13 protein-coding genes are annotated in these 18,492 nt (G+C 70.3%); 9 read left to right on the forward strand and 4 right to left on the reverse strand.

All coding sequences use genetic code 11. The annotated features are described in order from the left end of the window. Positions 1-60 precede the first annotated feature (60 nt). From OM076_RS04135 to OM076_RS04150, 4 genes are read left to right on the forward strand one after another with little or no spacing between them, the layout of a single operon-like run. Positions 61-942, forward strand: a complete 882-nt coding sequence (locus tag OM076_RS04135) for a LysR family transcriptional regulator (protein WP_270038162.1) — start codon at positions 61-63, stop codon at positions 940-942. After that, the gene (locus OM076_RS04140; RefSeq protein ID WP_270038163.1) at positions 924-1,463 is read left to right on the forward strand and encodes a hypothetical protein; all 540 of its coding nucleotides are present in this window, start codon (positions 924-926) and stop codon (positions 1,461-1,463) included. The genes OM076_RS04135 and OM076_RS04140 overlap by 19 nt, the downstream gene beginning before the upstream one ends. 10 nt (positions 1,464-1,473) lie before the next feature. Beyond that, positions 1,474-1,842 carry a TraR/DksA family transcriptional regulator gene (locus OM076_RS04145; RefSeq protein ID WP_270038164.1) on the forward strand — a complete coding sequence of 123 codons (369 nt, stop codon included), beginning with the start codon at positions 1,474-1,476 and terminating at the stop codon, positions 1,840-1,842. 10 nt (positions 1,843-1,852) lie between these two features. Further along, positions 1,853-2,170, forward strand: a complete 318-nt coding sequence (locus OM076_RS04150; RefSeq protein WP_270038165.1) for a hypothetical protein — start codon at positions 1,853-1,855, stop codon at positions 2,168-2,170. Positions 2,171-2,177: 7 nt separating this feature from the next. Here the strand turns inward: OM076_RS04150 and OM076_RS04155 are convergent, their stop codons facing one another. Both OM076_RS04155 and OM076_RS04160 read right to left on the reverse strand, forming a co-directional pair. Beyond that, entirely contained in the window at positions 2,178-2,669 is a 492-nt protein-coding gene (locus OM076_RS04155) for a hypothetical protein (protein WP_270038166.1), read from the reverse strand. Between the two features lie 18 nt (positions 2,670-2,687). Continuing rightward, positions 2,688-4,754 (reverse strand): ADP-ribosylglycohydrolase family protein, encoded by a 2,067-nt coding sequence (locus OM076_RS04160; RefSeq protein ID WP_270038167.1) that lies wholly within the window; start codon positions 4,752-4,754, stop codon positions 2,688-2,690. Positions 4,755-4,784: 30 nt separating this feature from the next. On the opposite strand from OM076_RS04160, the gene OM076_RS04165 reads away from it, so the two are divergent. Both OM076_RS04165 and OM076_RS04170 read left to right on the forward strand, forming a co-directional pair. After that, on the forward strand, positions 4,785-5,768 hold the full coding sequence (locus OM076_RS04165; RefSeq protein WP_270038168.1) for a Y-family DNA polymerase: 984 nt from the start codon (positions 4,785-4,787) through the stop codon (positions 5,766-5,768). Continuing rightward, entirely contained in the window at positions 5,756-6,346 is a 591-nt protein-coding gene (locus OM076_RS04170; RefSeq protein WP_270038169.1) for a hypothetical protein, read from the forward strand. The genes OM076_RS04165 and OM076_RS04170 overlap by 13 nt, the downstream gene beginning before the upstream one ends. A gap of 477 nt (positions 6,347-6,823) precedes the next feature. On the opposite strand, the gene OM076_RS04175 is transcribed toward OM076_RS04170, so the two are convergent. Then, positions 6,824-7,840 (reverse strand): hypothetical protein, encoded by a 1,017-nt coding sequence (locus tag OM076_RS04175; RefSeq protein ID WP_270038170.1) that lies wholly within the window; start codon positions 7,838-7,840, stop codon positions 6,824-6,826. Then, the gene (locus tag OM076_RS04180; RefSeq protein WP_270038171.1) at positions 7,837-8,352 is read right to left on the reverse strand and encodes an RNA polymerase sigma factor; all 516 of its coding nucleotides are present in this window, start codon (positions 8,350-8,352) and stop codon (positions 7,837-7,839) included. The genes OM076_RS04175 and OM076_RS04180 overlap by 4 nt, the downstream gene beginning before the upstream one ends. A 53-nt stretch (positions 8,353-8,405) precedes the next feature. On the opposite strand from OM076_RS04180, the gene OM076_RS04185 reads away from it, so the two are divergent. The 3 genes from OM076_RS04185 (at position 8,406) to OM076_RS04195 (ending at position 18,489) form a co-directional block, all read left to right on the forward strand. Next, complete coding sequence (locus tag OM076_RS04185; RefSeq protein WP_270038172.1) at positions 8,406-9,167, forward strand: TetR/AcrR family transcriptional regulator; 762 nt, start codon at positions 8,406-8,408, stop codon at positions 9,165-9,167. Between the two features lie 103 nt (positions 9,168-9,270). Beyond that, positions 9,271-17,268 carry a ThuA domain-containing protein gene (locus OM076_RS04190; RefSeq protein WP_270038174.1) on the forward strand — a complete coding sequence of 2,666 codons (7,998 nt, stop codon included), beginning with the start codon at positions 9,271-9,273 and terminating at the stop codon, positions 17,266-17,268. Between the two features lie 57 nt (positions 17,269-17,325). Beyond that, the gene (locus OM076_RS04195) at positions 17,326-18,489 is read left to right on the forward strand and encodes an FAD-dependent monooxygenase (RefSeq protein ID WP_270038176.1); all 1,164 of its coding nucleotides are present in this window, start codon (positions 17,326-17,328) and stop codon (positions 18,487-18,489) included. The last annotated feature ends 3 nt before the right edge of the window (positions 18,490-18,492 follow it).

Genomic DNA, 18,492 nt, shown 5'->3' on the forward strand with positions numbered 1-18,492 from the left:
GGCGACGAGGCAAAGCACAAGTTGCGATCTCTGTTGCGATGCGTAAGCTGCACTTTGCTCATGCTCGACGTTCGGAGGCTGCGGGTGCTGCGCCAGGTCGCCCACGACGGGACGATCGCCGAGGCCGCGCGCTCGCTGCACATGACCGGGCCCGCGATCTCGCAGCACCTACACGCGCTCGAGCGCGAGGCGGGCGCGAAGCTGCTGGAGCGCGACGGCCGGACGTTGCGGCTCACCGCCGCGGCACAGACCCTGGTGGCGCACACGGAGACGATCCTCGCCCAGCTCGAGCTCGCGCAGGCCGACCTCGACGCGAGCGAGGCGCGCTTCGGCGGGGAGCTGCGGGTCGCGGCCTTCCCGACGGCGGCGCTGGCGCTCCTCGCTCCCGCCGTCGGGTCGCTGCTGGCGCTGCATCCGGCGCTCCGCGTGCGGGTCGACGAGCTCGAGCCCGACGACGCGCTGCCGCGGCTGCGGGCGGGAGACCTCGATCTCGTCATCGCCCACTTCTATGACCGCGTCCCGCGGCGGATCGACGCGTCGCTCGAGACCGTCGAGCTGCTGCGCGAGCCGCTGTGGCTGGCGGTCTCCGGCCCGGGTGAGCGGCTGGGGGACTTCGCGGAGCATCCGTGGATCGCGCCGCCCGCGGGGATGACGTGCGCCCGCCAGGTGGAGCGCACGTGCGCGGGTGCGGGCTTCGAGCCCGACGTGACGTCGCGGGTGCTCGGCTACGACCAGGTCCTCGCGTTCGTCGCGGCGAGCGTGGGGGTCGCGCTGGTTCCCGATCTCGCGGCCGTGCCGACCGATGGCGTCCGTTTCATCGCCCTCGACGGTGCTTGCCGCACGGTCTTCGCCGCCACGCGGCGCGGGTCCGCCTCCCGACCAGCGCTCATGGAACTCCTCGCCGCGCTGCGATCATCACCCCGGTGCTCGATCGCCACCTAGGCCCGAAGGCCCTTCTTGTCGTGGTCGTCTTCGCCTTCGTTCTGGCCTGGGGCCTGTCCCGGCTGATCACGGGCGGCAAGGACGATCCTCCCGCCTCGACGTCCACGGACGTGACCGCCACCGCCACGCCGTGCGTGAAGGTTGCCGACCCGTTCGGCGCCCCGCCGGACACCTTCACGTACGAGAAGGTGAGCGAGAAGACGCGCGCGAGCACGGTCAAGGCGCTCAACCTCGACGAGGCGGGCGGGAAGGTCGAGATGCGCGCCGCGCAGCGCACCGGGCTCACGCTCGGGACGCTCGTGCGGGTGCCGAGCGATGACCCGGGCGCGTATGAGACCCAGCTCGTCGACACGGCGAAGCGGGGCGGGGCGCCGATCCAGCAGGGCAAGGGCTACAGCGTGCTGCCGCTGCAGGGCGGGTCCGTGGTCGCGGTCGGCGTGCGCGGGTGCAGCACGATCCTGATCAGCGCACAGGACCCGAAAGCGGTCCCGTTCCTCGCCGACGCGGTGTTCGCGGGGTAGCGTGTGATGGATGGCCTCCGATCTCGACACGCTGCGCGCGGAGCTCGAGGACCGTCGCGACCGGGCGCGCGAGACGATCGCCGGTCTCGCCAAGACGCCTGAGCGCGGGACGGCGCAGGGCTTCGGCAAACGGATCGGAGACGGGACGGTCGAGGCGATCAGCCGGCTGACCGAGATCGGTGTGGGGACCTCTCTTGAGGCGGGGCTCGAGCGCACCGAGCGGGCGCTGGTGAAGCTCGACGAGGGGACCTACGGCGTGTGTGACGTGTGCGGGGAGCCGATCGCCGAGCGGCGGTTGGCGGCCATGCCGGACGTGGTGACGTGCGTGGACTGCGCGAGCGGGCAGCCGCGGGTTCGCCCGCCGTCGCGACGGCAGTAGGGTTGATCGCATGGAATCGACAAGCGCAGGCGAGCTCGTCAAGGTCGCGACGGCCGGACCTTTGCTCGACGCGATCGTCTTCGACACGCCGAGCGCCCACAAGGCCGTGGTCGCGCTCATCGATCGCTCGCGTGGCCCGGTGCTCCGCACGGTGAACGTCAACACGCTCAGCGAGCGGACCGAGGCCGGGCCCGACGACCGCGCGCTGCTTCAGCTGATCCGGCGCACCCCACCGCCCGCGCACCTCTCGGCGCGGGGTGCCGCGGGCGTCGGCCGTGGTCAGGACGCGCACTCGCGCGGCGCATCGCACCGGCCGACCGGCAAGTAGTTCGCTTTTACGCCTTGGCGGCGCGGATCGCTTCGATCAGCGCCGTCCGCGCGGCCGCGCCCTCGGGCGGGCCGAGGCCGACGTAGAACGAGCCGCGTCCGTTTCCTTCTGTGCCCGAGACCGGGAAGCCGTTGACCGACATGCCGTCGTCGGCGGAGATGCCCGAGAGCTCGCTCAGGCGCTCGGACATCGCGCTCACGTCGGTGTCGTCGAGGCGGGCGGCGAGCACGGCCGTTCCGCGCTTTTCGCCGTGGGTGGCGACGAGCACGTCCTTGGCGCCGATCACGAGCGCGGTGTCGTGTGCCTTGTCCTGGTCGCCGCCGAGCATGCGGTTGAGCATCCCGCTGCGCTTGAGCTTGCGGCTGTGGGTGAGGAAGGCGGGCGCGTCGTCGGCCACGGTCAGCTGCAGGGACTCGGCCTTCGCGCGGACGGCGGCCCGGATCGGCTCCGGCAGCGAGCCGAAGGTCATGGACGTCGTCGCGCGTTCGTACTCGCTCATCGCGGGCGCGAATCTAACTCAAAACACGCCGTGCGGGTCGTATTTCGCGCGGAGCTCCTGCAGCCTCTGGTGGTTGCCGAGGTGGTACGCCGGGTCCCACGGGTCGCGGTCGGGCTCGGGGAAGTTGGGGTACACGCCGCCGGTGCCCTCGTCGCTCGGGAACGCGGCGTCGACGGTCGCCTGATCGCGGCCGGCGACCTTGAGCAGGAAGCGGGCGTCGCGGTGGGGGAAGGCTGTGGCGTCCGGCGCTTTCCGGTTGTAGGCGCCGCCGAGGGGGGAGAAGTCGAACTCGAGGCCGTGCGCGTTCGGGAGGACCTCCAGCGGGTTCGCGAAGAAGCCGGAGCGGTGGAAGGGCAGATCCTCGCCGTCGCCCGGGCCTGTCGCGGCGAGGCGGCGTTTGACGTCGCGGTAGGGGAGTTCGTCGAGCTGCGGGTGGCCTTTGAAGGGCGCGAGCAGGTGGGCGGCCTCGGCCTTCGTGCCCACATGCGCGCCGAAGATGTGCACGCCGCCGCCGACGACCAGCAGGCTCGCGGCGAGCTCGTCCGGCGCGTCGTCGAGCTGCTGCCAGAGGTGGAGCGCTTCATCGGCTTGGGCGAGCGGGAGCTCGAGGTGGACGACGGTCGCGTTCGGTGCCGCTTTGGTGCTCAGGACGAGCCGGGTGACGACGCCGAATCGCGCTCCGCCGGCACCTCTTAGACCCCAGAACAGCTCTGCGTGCCGCTGCTCGTCGCACCACACGACTTCGCCGTCGTGGAGGACCACTTGCGCGGCTTCGAGCTGGTCGCACGTGAAGCCGTGCAGCCGTCCGAGGATGCCGATCCCGCCGCCCAGCGTCAGCCCGGCGACGCCGACCGTCGGCCCGCAGCCCGCGGCGACCGTCCGGCCTCTGGCATCGAGGGCGTCATAGAGCTCGCCGAGCCGCACGCCGGCGCCGACGGTCACGCGGGTGCCGTCGATCTCGATGTCGTGCATCGGGCGGGTGTCGATCAGGACGCCGGTCGTCGAGGAGCGTCCGGCGAAGTCGTGCCCGCCGCTGCGCACGGCGATGGGCAGACCACGCTGTCGAGCTGTGGCCAGCGCCTCGGCGACGTCCTGCGGGGAGGCGCACTGGGCGTGGACGCGCGGGCGGATGTGCTCGAAGCGGGGCAGGGCGGGGCGGGTGAGGTCCTGGTCAAGGAGGGCGTCCGCGAACGCGACGATCTCGTCGTGTCTGTGGAGCCGCTCGCGCCAGCTCTCCGGGATGCCGTCTGCGCCGTAGAGCGCCCCGGCGAGCTGCCCGTAGATCGCGGCGGTGGTGTCGGCGTCGTCGCCGAGATTGACCGCGGCGAGCACGCCGTCCTCGAACGTGGAAGTGCTGCGCAACGCCCACAACGCGGCCTCGAGCGCGTCCACCACGTACCCGCCGCCGCGCACGGCGGGTGGCTCGCGGGTGGAACGCAGCGCGGCGGTGACGCGTGGGTCGAGCGCGGCGAAGGCGGGTGCGCCGAGCGCGGCGGCGACGACCCGGTCGTAGCCGGGGTCTCCGACGTTGCGCGGCCAGCTCCCGTTGAGCGCGGCCAGCAGCAGCGTCGCGAACGCGCGGCAGGCGTCCGCCGCCTCGCGCGCGCCGTGGGTCGTGCGCGCGCTCCCGCCCGCGTGGCGGATCGCCTCGGCCGGTTTGGATGCGTACGCGAGCACGATCGGCGCGAGTTTCATCAGCGGCCCGTTGCCGGCGGCGTCGGGCGCGGCGTCGCCTGGGTAGGGCTCGCCGGTCTGTTCGAAGCGCTCGAGCGCGGCGCGGGTCGCATTGCCGATGTCGAAGCAGCGCCCGGTGCTCGACCAGTGGCCGTCGCGGTACCAGCGCACGTAGCGCTGCAGCTGGTCGACCGGGTCGAACGTGCGGCGCTGGACGAGCGATTCGGCGAGGCAGAGCGCCATCGAAGTGTCATCCGTCCACGCGCCGGGCGGGAGCGAGAACGGGCCGCCGCCGACCATGTCGCGGACCGGGGGGAACGTGCCGGGCGTCGCGAACTCGACCGTCGTGCCGACCGCATCACCGACGGCGAGGCCGAGCAGTGCGCCCCGGAATCGATCGCGTCGCGTCATTCCGTCAGCATGGCATGCGAACATGTGTTCGTGTCAATTCTTCATGCGGATGCGGATTGCTTCTTCGCCTCGGTCGAGCAACGGGATGACCCGCGGCTGCGCGGGCGGCCGACGATGGTCGCGACGTGGGTGGTGATGGCGGCGAGCTATGAGGCGCGCGCGTTCGGCATCCACAGCGCGATGCACGCTTCCGAGGCGCGGCGGCTGTGTCCGGAGGTGGTGGCGGTCGAGCCGCGCAGCGCGGCCTACGCCGAGGCGAGCGAGGCGCTGTTCGGGGTCTTCGAAGCGGCCTCGCCGGTGGTCGAGCGCCATGGGATCGAGGAGGCGTTCCTGGAAGGTCCGCCGTCGCTCGCCGCGCGGCTGCGGGAGGCGGTGCGGCGCGAGGTCGGGCTGCCGGTGACCGTCGGCGTCGCCGGCACGAAGATCGCGGCGAAGATGGCGAGTCGCGCGGCCAAGCCGGACGGGTTGAAGATCGTCGAGGACGGGTCCGCGTTCCTGCACGCGCACCGGGTCGAGGAACTCTGGGGCGTCGGCCGGGCGACGGCCGCGAAGTTTCATGCCCGTGGGATCGAGACGGTCGGAGAGGCCGCGGCGCTGTCGTTACCCGCGCTGATCGCGCTGCTGGGGGCCGGCAACGGCCGGCGGGTGCACGCGCTGGTCAACAACCGCGACCGCGTGCCGGTCCAGCGCGCGCGACCGCGGCAGGCGTTCGGGTCGACGCGATCCCTCGGCCGTGGCGATCATCCACCCGCAGTGCTGGATCAGGCCGCGGTGCGGGTCGCCGAGCGCCTGCGCGCGACCGGGGTCGCCGGCCGCACGATCACGTTGCACCTGCGCTTCAGCGACCGCACGACCGCGACCCGTTCGCGCACGCTTCCGGCGGCGGTCGACGATGCGACGGTGATCGGGGCGACGGCCGCGTCGCTGGTGGACACCGACCGCCCACTCACCCGCATCGGCGTGAGCGTCTCGAGCTTGGAGGTGGCCGATAGGTTGCGCCTGTGGACAACCTGATCGACGTGCTGCTCGAGGCGCGGCGCCTGATCGCGCTGCCCGGCAATGACTTGTCGTGGTCGTCGTTCGTCGACCAGGAGTCGGCGCTGGCGGAGATCGACAGGCACATCGAGCGCGTGCGGGCGGGCGGCTCCGACACGGGCTCGATGGCGGTGTTGTTCCTGCCGACCGGCCCGATCCAGGAGGTCAGCGTCAGCAGCGGCTGGGGAGACGAGTTCCTCGCCCTCGCGGCCCGCTTCGACAGCGCGTGCTGTGTCGTGGCCGGCAAGGCGATCCACTTCTGCTGGCTGTGCGAGAAGGAGGCGGCGCGGCTCACCTGCGTCGAGGGCGAGTTCCGGCGCGAGACCTTCACCGGCACGCTGACCCAGCCCGAGACCCCGTCCGTCCGCCGCGCGATCGCCGACGCCGCGGCGCTCTACGCGCACGACCCCGAGCTCGCGCCGTTCTACTGCCCCGACTGCCGCCACAGCTACTGCGGCGACCACTGGCGGCGCGAGGACGTCTTCGAGGACGACTCCTTCCACGACAGCATCCGGGGCACGTGCCCCGAGGGCCACAACCGCATGCTCGAGGACTAGCGCCGAGTCGCAGGTTCATAGGCGCCTGCCAGACGCCTCGCCGCGCCTGCCGGGCGCCGCCGATCGCCGCAGCGCGGCGGGTACGAGACAGCTCGCCGCCCCACGTCGCCACGACCATGCCGGCCGCTTGCGCGTGCGAACTTACGATCGTGATGCGGCCGCTGTGGGGACGGACGTCAACTGCGCCGGGTGGAGAGGGGGGAGTGGCGCGCCGGGATACCGACAGTTTCGGGCTACGGAGAAGGAAAGTGTGTCCCTCGCGCCCATCTTTCCGTCGCCGTGGTCGACCGTGCGCGTTTGAGGCTCGAGTCGTTGGTTTCGATCAGGTTCGCACGGGTCGAGTTGGCGCGCGGGTGGGGGTGCGGAACGAGAGCTGCCCGAGAGGCAGCTCTGGTTACACACCCCCTCGCCGCTGGTGGATCGGCGAGCGTGAGAACGCCCTTTCTGTCTCCCACCGAGGCAGTTGACTTCGGCCCGCTAGCGGTGAGCCTTCATGACGCGGCGCTGATCGGCATCGGGAATGCGCAGGAGCGCTTCGTTGCCGGCGAGGGGCAGTCGCTCGTAGGTCTCGAACGTCGTGCGAGTGGTCTGCGCGCCACCCGCGCCGAGCGACGGCTTGATCCGGTAGGTCACCTGCACCGGAACGTACGTCTCGGCGTCGACGAGGTACTCGACGCGCACGGCGAGTTGGACCCCGCGACCGTCCGGTAGGACCCGTCGGGGGCGGTCGCCGCGCAGGAGCAGGACGCGCCGGCCGTTCACCTCGGTCTCTCCCGCGGGAGCGAGCTTCCCACCGGCCAGCAGCGCGCGGACACCGGCCACCGGGTCCGCGCCCGCGTCGAGCGCGCTTTCCGACCCAGTGTTGGCCGCCACGTAGCCGGCGAGCTCTTCCGGCGACAGCTTGTGCTCGCGCAGGTAGTCGTCCCACGACCAGGCGCTGCGGAAGACGCCGTCCGCATAGTCGCTCTCGGTCATCCGCGGCGTCCCATCTTCGGCGGGCGTGATCGTCATTCGTGTCCGGGTGCGCAACGGATCGAGCGCCGCCCACTGCTCGACGTTGCTCTGTCCGATCGCCTTCCCATTCTCGTCGAACTGCTGCGTCCGCACGATCGTGTGGACGATCTCGCCAGGCGCCCCGAGCGCCGCCCGCGCCTCGGCGACGACATCTGGCGACGACCCACGTCCGAGGAGCACGACGACCGCGGCGGCGAGGGCGGCGGCGAACACCGGGACGAGCACGCGCAAACGGCGCCGAAGACGCGGCCGCCCGGGCGGGCAGGAAGTGGCGCCGCCCGCGGGCGCCGGGTCGCGGGGCGCCGCCGGGTCGGCGGGCGCCGATTCGCGAGGCGCCCCCGGGCGGGCCTCGGCGGCAAGGTCGCGGGGCGCCGTCTCGGTGGTGGCCTGTAGGCGCGGCACCAACCATTCGATCGGCGGAGCGGTGACCGGGTCGGGGACGGGGTCGGCGGCGCGCAGGCGGTCCATGAGGTCGGTCATCGGTCTTCCTCCAAGGCTTGGGCGAGCCGCTTGCGGGCGCGGTGCAGGCGCACGTGGAACGTTGCCGCCGAGCAGCCCGCGGCACGCGCGGCGCGCTGCGTCGACAGGCCTTCCCACGCGGTCAGCAGGAGCGCTTCACGATCGATCGGGCGCAGCGTCGAGAGCGCCGCTCGCAGGCGCGGGTCCGGCGCGTCGTCGTCGGCCGGCAGCGGTTCCGCGGCGAGCCGGGACTCCAGGGCGGTTCGGCGGCGCACGGAACGCAGCCGGTTGCTGACCACGTTGCGCGCTACCGCGTAGAGCCATGGCAGTGCGTCCGGCGGGACCTCGTCGCGTCGGCGCCACGCGATCAAGAACGTCTCGGCGAGCACGTCTTCGGCCTCGTCGGTGCCGCAACGCCGGCGCGCGTACGCGAGGACCGCGCCGGCGTGCGCTTCATAGAGCTCCACGAAGCGGGTGTCGGGCATGGCGGCGACCGAGGAGACCGAGGTCATATCCGCTTCTGTCCGGCTCACGTCAGGACTTACCGGAGCATTTCGACGACGCCGGAAATCGAAGAATCTCGTACGTGATACGTGAAAGCGTATACCGTACGGAGTACCTCATGCCGGAAGCGAGAGACAACCACGCCGCACCGCGCAGCATCGAGCTTTTGTGGCGCAATCACGGGTCCTCGACCAGGGGGCCGAGGCCAAGGCTCGACCTCGACCAGATCGTTAGGGCGGCAATGAACGTTGCAGACGACGAGGGGCTCGAGCCGCTTTCAATGCGAAAGGTGGCTGAGAAACTCGGGGTCGGGACGATGTCCCTCTACACGTACGTGCCGGGCAAGGGCGAGCTGCTGGATCTGATGTTCGACCAGGCCGTCGCGGGAGCCAACGAACTCGGCGAGGGGACCTGGCGCGAGCGTGTCGAACGAATCGCACACGAGAACTGGTGGCGCTGTCACCGGCACCCCTGGCTGCTCGAGATCACCCCCACGCGCCCAGTCATGGGGCCAAATGTCGTCGCCCGCTACGAGCACGAGCTCGCCGCGCTCGACGGCATCGGCCTGACCGACCAAGAGATGGACGCCGTCGTCAGCCTCGTCGCGGGCCATGTCGAACGCGCGGCACGGACCGCGCTCCGGTCGGCGCGTATGGCCGCCGGCGCGGCGGCGCTCGAGCCTCGTGTCACCGCAGGCCAGTTCCCAACGGTCGTGAGAGTGGGTGCAGCGGCGGGTGAGGAGCCAAACGAGGCCTACGCACCGGAGCATTCGTTCGAGTTCGGACTGAGCTGCATCCTCGATGGCGTCGCAGCGTTGGTGCAGGGTCGATCTTCGGTCGGCTAGCGGCAAATCCTGTTGACGAACTGTCGATTGTCGCTGGACTTTATTTCTCTCATTTGAAATAAGTCCGGGGGTCGGAGGAATCAACGGAGGAGAGCCGTTACTCATGCGCACGCTGCGGTCCACGCTGCTCGCACTCGCCGTCGCCCTTGTGGCCGGCGCCCTAGGGACGGGAACAGCGTTCGCTGACACCGTCGTGGTCGACGCGGTCGATACACCGCTACCGGCCTTCATGCCGGCGAACACGTCGATTCATACCGGCGACACGGTGCGCTTCGAATTCGACAGCGCCACCGCGACCCACACGGTCACGTCGACGAGTCCGAACTGGACGATCAACGAGGCCGTCGGGGCGGGCGGTGCGCCGATCTCGCGCACCTTCAGCACCCCCGGCACCTACACGTTCGTCTGCAGCGTCCACAACGGGATGAGCGGCTCGATCACGGTCGCCGACGCGCCCGCCACGCTCAGCAAGGTCCTGGTGTTCAGCAAGACCGCGGGCTTCCGGCACGACTCGATCCCGCAGGGCATCGCGGCGATCCAGGCGCTCGGCACGGCCAACGGCTTCACCGTCGACGCGACGGAGGACGGCGCTCAGTTCACCGACGCCAACCTCGCCCAATACGACGTCGTCGTCTTCCTCTCCACCACCGGCGACGTCCTGACCGACCCGCAGCAGACGGCGTTCGAGCACTACATCCAGGCGGGCGGCGGCTACGTCGGCATCCACGCCGCGACCGACACCGAGTACACGTGGCCCTGGTACGGGCAGCTGCTCGGCGGCTACTTCCGCAACCACCCGGCCGGAACGCCGACCGCGACCGTCAAGGTCGAGGACGCCAACGAGCCCTCGACGACCGGTCTCCCGGCCTCCTGGAGCCGCGTCGACGAGTGGTACAACTTCCAGCCGCCGACCAACCCCGTGGTCAACGGCGGCGGCAACGACTACAGCCCGCGTGACAGCGGCGTCCACGTGCTGATGACGGTCGACGAGTCGACCTACGCCGAGGACGACGGCAACACCACCGACGACGACCACCCGGTCTCGTGGTGCACCGACTTCGACGGCGGCCGCGCCTGGTACACGGCGATGGGCCACACGCAGGCCTCGTTCGCCGAGCCGGACTTCCGCGCCCACATCCTCGGCGGCCTCAAGACCGCCGCCCGCACCGTCACCGCCGACTGCGGCGCGCCTCGCCAGGCGCCGCCGGCCGCGAGCGACTTCGAGGTCCGCGCGATCGACGACGACACGAAGAGCCCGATGGAGCTCGCCGTCGCCAGGGACGGCCGCGTGTTCTACGTCGAGCGCATCACCGGTGAGGTCAAGGTCATCAAGCCTGACGGCACGGTGCTGACGGCCGGCGTGATCCCGGTCTCGAGCGTCCAGGAGAACGGTCTTCTCGGTATCGCGCTGGACCCGAACTTCGACGTCAACCACAACGTCTTCGTCGCCTACACGCCGCTGCCGGACTCCTCGACGGAGACCCGCATCGCGCGCTACACGCTCAACGGCGACCTGCTGGACACCGCCTCGCAGAAGGTCATCTTCCAGATGCAGAACCAGCGCACGGAGTGCTGCCACTCCTCCGGCTCGCTGGCCTTCGGCAAGGACGGCAGCCTGTACCTGTCCACGGGCGACAACACGAACCCGTTCGCCTCGGACGGCTTCGACCCGATCGACGAGCGTTCGGGCCGCGCCTTCTGGGACGCCCAGCGCACGTCGGCCAACACCAACTCCTACAGCGGCAAGATCCTGCGCATCATGCCGCTCCCGAACCCGACGGCTCCGGGCGTCGGCACGGGCTACACGATCCCGACGGGCAACCTCTTCAACGAGGCCGACGACACGACGAACAAGACCCTTCCCGAGATCTTCGCGATGGGCTTCCGCAACCCGTTCCGGATCACGGTCGACCCGATCTCCGGCAAGGTGCTGATGGGCGACTACGGCCCGGACGCCAGCGCCACCAACCCCAACCGCGGCCCGCAGGGCAGCGTCGAATACAACGTCGTCACGCCGGGCTTCTATGGCTGGCCGTACTGCATCCGTGACAACGTCCCGTACAACGACTACGACTTCGCCACCAGCGTCTCCGGGCCGAAGTTCAACTGCGCGGCGCCGGTCAACAACTCGCCCAACAACACGGGCCTGACCAACCTCCCGCCGGCCAAGCCGGCGGTGGCCTGGATGGGCTACACCGAGACCGACCCCCGCAATCCGGGGCTCGGGACGGGCGGCGCCCCGACGGGCGGCCCGCGCTACCACTTCGACGCGAGCCTCAACTCCGACACGAAGTTCCCGGCCTTCTACGACCGCCAGTGGTTCATCGGCGAGTGGAACAACGGCTGGATCAAGACCGCCACGCTGAACACGGACGAGTCGGCGGTGACCAACGTCGCGATGACGCCGTGGCAGGACACGTTCGCTCGCGTCCACGAGATGGAGTTCGGCCCCGACGGCTCGCTCTACGTCATCGACTGGGGTAGCGGCTTCAACGGCAACAACGCCGACTCCGGCATCTTCAAGATCGACTACATCAAGGGCGCCAGACGCCCGATCGCCCACGCGGCGGTGGACAAGGACAACGGCCCCGTCCCGCTGGCGGTCCAGTTCTCGAGCGCCGGCTCGGTCGACCCCGAAGGGACGTCGCTCACCTACGCCTGGGACTTCGACGGCAACGGCACGACCGACTCGACCGCGCCCAACCCGACGCACACCTACAGCACCGCCGGGACCTTCAACGTCAAGCTGACGGTCACCGATCAGGCGGGCATGGTGGGCACCGACACGCTGACCGTGACCGCGGGCAACACACGGCCGACGGTCAAGATCGACTTCCCGGAGGACGGCCAGTTCGCCGACTTCGGTGACACGATCGCCTACAAGATCACCGTCACCGACCCCGAGGACGGCACGATCGACTGCACCAAGGTCTCGCTGAACATCCAGCTCGGCCATGACGAACACGCCCACCCGCTGTCCACCAAGACGGGCTGCGAGGGCACGTTCCAGACGGCCTCGGACTCGGGCCACGACCCGAACATGAACATCTTCACGTCGATCGTGGCGACGTACACCGACAAGGGCGCCGGCGCGGCGGGCGCGCTGACCGGCCAGGACGACGTCGTCCTGCACACCCGCCGCAAGCGGGCCGAGCACAACAACGGCACCGGCCGCATCCCCGGCTCCACCGCGACCGGCGATCCGGGCACCCAGGAGGAGGCCACCCAGGACGCTGGTGGCGGCAACAACGTCGGGTTCATCGAGAACGGCGACTACATCTACTTCAACCGGATGAACTTCGAGAACCTCACGCGGGTCGACTTCCGCGTGGCCTCGGGCGGAGCAGGCGGCAAGGTCGAGCTCCGGATGGACTCGCCGACCGGCGCGACGTTCGCCTCCGCGGACGTGGTCCCGACGGGCGGCTGGCAGAACTGGGTGACGGTGTCGGCGCCGATCACCAACCCGCCGCAGGGCACGCACGTGCTCTACATCGTCTTCACCCACCCGACCGATCAGGGCGGCCTGATGAACCTCAACTGGTTCCAGGTCCACGGCAAGGGCGCCGCGGTCTCCGCGCCGCCCGACGTGACCGCGACGGCCACGCCCGCGACCGGGCAGGCGCCGCTCAACGTCGCCTTCGATGCGACGGCGACCGACCCCGAGGGTGAGGCGCTGACCTACCTCTGGGACTTCGGCGTGACCGGCACGAACACCGACACGTCGACGCTCCAGGACCCGAGCTACACGTACGTGAACGCCGGCACCTACACGGCCAAGGTCACCGTGACCGACGCCCAAGGCATCAAGGCGAGCACGACCGTCGACGTCCGCGTGACCGGCGCGCCCAACCAGTGCGACCAGAACGCCAAGTCGGACGAGTTCAACGGCACGGGGCTCGACCTCAACCGCTGGACCGTGCGGCGCAGCCTGAACAACATCAGCGTCACGAACGGCGAGCTCGTCCTGCCGATCGACAACGGGTCGATCTACCAGGGCGGCACCAGCGCCGGCAACATCATCACCCAGCCGACCCCGGCGGGCGTGTGGACGGTGACCGCGAAGGTGCGCGTCGCCGAGCTCAACCAGAACTACCAGCAGGCCGGCCTGCGCGTGTACTCCGACGACGACAACTGGGCGTCGGTGCACATGATCTCCGCGGGCGGCACCCGGACGTTCGAGTTCATCTACGAGAACGCCGGCAGCCCACGCAACACGGCGGCTGACAACGTCGGCGCCTTGCCCGAGACGGCTCCGCTCTCCTACTACGTGCGGATCCACTCCGACGGCACGAACCTGACGGCGTCCTACTCGTTCGACGGCGACACGTACCTGCCCGTCGGCCAGCCGGCGCCGCTGAGCACGTTCTCCAACCCGCAGATCGGCCCGGTCGCACTCAGCGACCTCGCGGCCAACAAGCCGAACTCCTACTTCGACTGGGTCCGGTTCGATCCAGACACGCCGGCCGGCGGTGGCAACACCGTGCTGGAGGAGTTCAATGGCACCGACGTCGCGACGCCGCCGTGGGACGTCGTGCGCCGTGACCAGGCGATGACAGTCGGCGCGGGGGCGCTGCACATCCCCGCCGCACCGGGTGACATCTACGGCGACAAGAACGACGCCAAGAACCTCGTCCTGCGGGCGGCGCCCACGGGTGCCTGGACCGCCACCACGAAGGTCGCCTTCGAGGGCACCGACCAGTGGCACCAGGCCGGCATGATCCTCTACACCGACGACGGCAACTTCGTGAAGTTCGGCCGCATCGCGACCGAGACCGGAGGCACGGGCGTCGAGAAGTTCGAGTTCATCGCCGAGACCAACGGGACGCCGCGAAACGACGCGGCGGACTCGACCCCGAGCATCCCGGCCGCGTTCCCGAAGGACTACTACCTCCGGATGGTCTCGGACGGGACGAACGTGACCGGCGCCTACTCGACCGACGGGACGACGTGGACCCCGGTCGGGCGTGCGGCGGCGATCCCGGCGGGCGCGAAGATCGGCATGTTCGCGTTCAGCAACGCGGCGGCGACGTCGCCGGTCGCGGACTTCGACTGGTTCCGCATCGAGGGTCCGGGCGGTGGCGGCGGTACGCCGTCCGGCCCGAGCCGCGACGACGACTTCTCCGGCACCTCGCTGGACAAGTCGCGCTGGAACGCCATCGTGCGTGACAACCCCGCCTCTTACAACGTCAGCGGCGGCAACTTCAACCTGACCACCGAGCTCGGCGACATCTACACGGGTGACACCAACCCGCCGCCGAACAACTTCATCCTGCAGTCCGCGGACCACGCGGGGGCTGACTGGGTGATCGAGACCAAGCTGTCCTCGACGATCACCGACGGGTACGCCCAGGGCGGCCTGATCGCCTACGTCGACGGCGACAACTACGTGAAGTTCGACGCCATCTCCGACGTCGGCAACACGCGCATCAACCGCCTCGAGCTGCGTTCCGAGGTGGGCGGTGCCATCCAGAACCCGACGCCGGCCGACCCGGCCGTCGCGGCGGGCACGACCAACATCTGGCTGCGGCTGAAGAAGGCCGGGACGACCTACTCGGGCGAGTACTCGTTCGACGGCACGACCTGGACCGCGGTGGCCACCACGACCCCGAACCCGATGCAGTCGCCGAAGTTCGGCCTGTTCTCGTTCGGTCCGCAGGCGCCGGGTGTCGGCGACGTCACGTCGTTCGACTACTTCACGCTCGACGGGCAGGACCCGCCGAGCGGGTGCAACTGCAACGGCCCGGGCGACGAGTTCGACGGCACCGCGCTGGACGCGTCGAAGTGGAACGCGATCCTGCGTCCCGACAACACGAAGGCCAAGCTCGAGGACGGCAAGCTGAAGATCACCACCGTCCTCGGTGACATCTACACCAACGGGGACCCGTCGGCGACGCGGAACTTCATCCTGCAGCAGCCGACCAAGGCGGACTACGTCCTCGAGACCAAGGTCGACGTCACGCAGCTCAACGGCGGCTACGCCCAGGGCGGCATCCTGGTGCGCACCGACGACGACAACTACGTGAAGTTCGACGCGATCTCCGACGTCGACAACCCGAAGTTCAACCGGATCGAGCTGCGCTCGGAGCAGGCCGGCGCGATCCTGAACCCGCAGCCGCAGGTGACCGCCGGGTTCCCGGCCGTCGTCACCGACGTGTGGCTGCGCCTGACCAAGACCGGCACGACCTATAAGGGCGAGTACTCGCTCGACGGCTCGACCTGGACGGCGCTGTCGGACACGGTCACCAACACGCAGACCAACGCGCCGTTCGGCCTCTTCACGCTCGGCGTGCAGATCGCCGATCGCGTCGTCGGCTTCGAGTACTTCAAGGTCGACGGCTCGACGGGCTGCCCGCCCACCGAGCCGGAGAACAGCGCGCCGGTGATCTCCGCGATCTCGGCGACGCCGTCGACCGGGTTCGCTCCGCTGCCCGTGAAGTTCGACACCACGGCGTCCGACGAGGACGGCGACGACCTGACGTACAGCTGGGACTTCGGTGACGGCAGCGCCGCTTCCACCGCCGAGGATCCCTCGCACACCTACACCACACCCGGCACCTACAACGCGAAGTTGACGGTGACCGACGGCGAGGACCCGGTGTCCCGTACGGTGGTCGTCAACGTGTTCGGGCCCGACCAGGGCGGCGACCGGTTCCGCGTGCTCGTCTTCTCCAAGACGACGGGCTTCCGCCATGACTCGATCCCGGCGGGCATCACCGCGATCAAGAAGCTCGGGACGGACAACCACTTCGGTGTCGACGCGTCCGAGGATTCGGCCGCGGTCTTCACCGATGCCTTCCTGGCCCACTACGACGCCGTGGTCTTCCTCTCGACCACGGGCGACCCGCTCGACGACACCCAGCAGGCGGCGTTCGAGCGCTACATCCGCGGTGGCGGCGGCTACGTGGGCATCCACGCCGCGGCTGACACCGAGTACACGTGGACCTGGTACGGCAAGCTCGTGGGCGCGTACTTCCGCAACCATCCGGCCGGCACGCCGACCGCGACGGTCCACATCGAGGACACCGATCACCACTCCACGACGGGTCTGCCGAACCCCTGGCAGCGCGTGGACGAGTGGTACAACTACCAGGCGCCTGACGGGGCCGTGGTGGGCGGCGGCGGCACCGACTTCTCGCCGCGTGCCGCGGGTGTCCACGTGCTCGCGACGGTCGACGAGTCGACCTACGACGAGGACGACGGCAACACCACGGATGACGACCATCCGATCTCGTGGTGCCATCGCTACGACGGCGGTCGCTCGTGGTACACGGGCATGGGTCACACCCAGGCCTCCTTCGCCGAGGCGCCGTACCTGAAGCACCTGCTCGGCGGCCTCGAGGTCGCGGCGGGCGCGGTCGACGACGCCGACTGCGGCGACGTCGGTGGCAACCACGCGCCGACCGTGACGGCGCAGCGCAACCCGTCCGGTGACGTCTCGCCGGGCGACCCGGTGGCGTTCACCGCGCAGGGCACCGACGCCGACGGCGACACGCTCACCTACGAGTGGGACTTCGGCGACGGCGGCAAGGCGACCACCAAGGACGCCATGCACACCTACAACGCGGTCGGCGTGTTCTACGCCAAGGTGACGGTCTCCGACGGCAAGGGCGGCAAGGACAGCGTCCTGCTGCAGGTCAACGTCCAGCCGGTGGGTGACAACACCGAGGAGGTCGGGGTCGGTGGCCTCGTGCCGGGCGTCCTGGCGCTCGACATCACCGGCTCGGCGAACTTCGGGACGTTCATGCCGGGCGTCACGAAGGACTACACGACGAGCCTGGCCGCCACCGTGACCACGTCCGCGACCGCGGCCGAGTTGACGGTGCGCGATGCCACCTCGAACCACACCGGTCACCTGGTCAACGGCGCGTCGTTCCTGCCGCAGCCGGTGCAGGTCAACGCGACCGACGCGGCCACTCCGACGTCGGCGTTCAAGCCGGTGAGCGAGTCGGGCGCGCGGGTGAGCCTGCTGGCGTTCCCGGCGCCGGTGAGCGCGCACCCGCTCACGATCGGCTTCAAGCAGTCGATCGCCGCCACTGACTCGCTGCAGGTCGGCGGGTACGGCAAGACCCTGGTGTTCACGCTGTCGGCCACGACGCCGTAAGCGCTGGAGGACTCGCCCGGCCGCTGAACGGCGGCCGGGCGGGGTAGGTTCTTCGCCATGCGAGTGGCGATTGCCGGTGGAGGATTGGGCGGTCTCGCGGCCGCCCTTTTCCTGTTGCGCGCCGGCGTCCGCGACGTCCAGGTCTTCGAACAGCAGCCGCAGCTCGGCGAGATCGGCGCCGGCATCCAGGTCGGCCCGAATGCCGTGCGATTGCTGCAGCGGCTCAGCTTGGGTGCGGCTTTGACGGATGTCGCGGTGCCGTTCGAGGTGGCGTGGGAGTTCCGGCGCTGGCAGGACGGGCGGGTGCTGTTCTCGGAGTCGTTCGGGGCGGCGGGCGCGGAGCGCTTCGGAGCGCCCTACCTGGCGCTGCACCGGGTGGATCTGCTGTCCGTGCTCGCCTCCGCGGTGCCCGCGGGCGTCGTCGCGCTCGGTCGCCACGTCGAAGGCGTCGACGGCGATCGCTTCGTGTTCGCCGACGGCTCTTCGTCGGACCCCTACGACGCGCTGATCGGCGCCGACGGCATCCACTCCGTCGTGCGCTCCGCGATCGCCGGGCCGGGGGAGCCGGTGTTCACGGGGCTGGCGGCGTATCGCGCTCTGGTGCCGGTCGAGCAGGCGCCGGAGTTCGCGCGCCGGCCCGTCTGTTCGATCTGGCTCGGGCCCTCGAAGCACTTCGTCCACTACCCGGTGTCCGGCGGCTCACAGGTGAACCTGGTGACCGCGAACCCGGCGGGCGACTGGCGCGAGGAATCCTGGATCGCCGAGGGCTCGGTGCCGGATTTCCTCGCCGAGTTCTCCGGGTGGGACGCGGCGGTCCTGCAACTGATCGGCGCGGCCCGCGAGACCCGCCGCTACGCGTTCTACGCGCGCGAGCCGATCCCGCGCTGGGTGTCCGGTCGCGTGGCGCTGCTCGGCGACGCGGCGCACCCGATGCTCCCCTTCTTCGCCCAGGGGGCGGGGCAGGCGATCGAGGATGGAGCGGTGCTGGCCGGGTGTCTGCGGGGCGTGTCGGCGAGCGAGGTGGTGGGCGCCTTGAAGCGCTACGAGGCGTTGCGGATCGAGCGCGCGACGCGGGTGCAGCGGATGTCCGGCGAGCGGCGCGAGCACCACCACATGCCCGACGGCCCCGAGCAGGTCGCGCGCGACGCGGCGTTGGGTTCGCAAGACCCGCTCAGCCACAACGAGTGGCTGTATGGGCACGATGTTGAAGCAGACTTGTAACAC

The organism is Solirubrobacter ginsenosidimutans, from assembly GCF_027587205.1.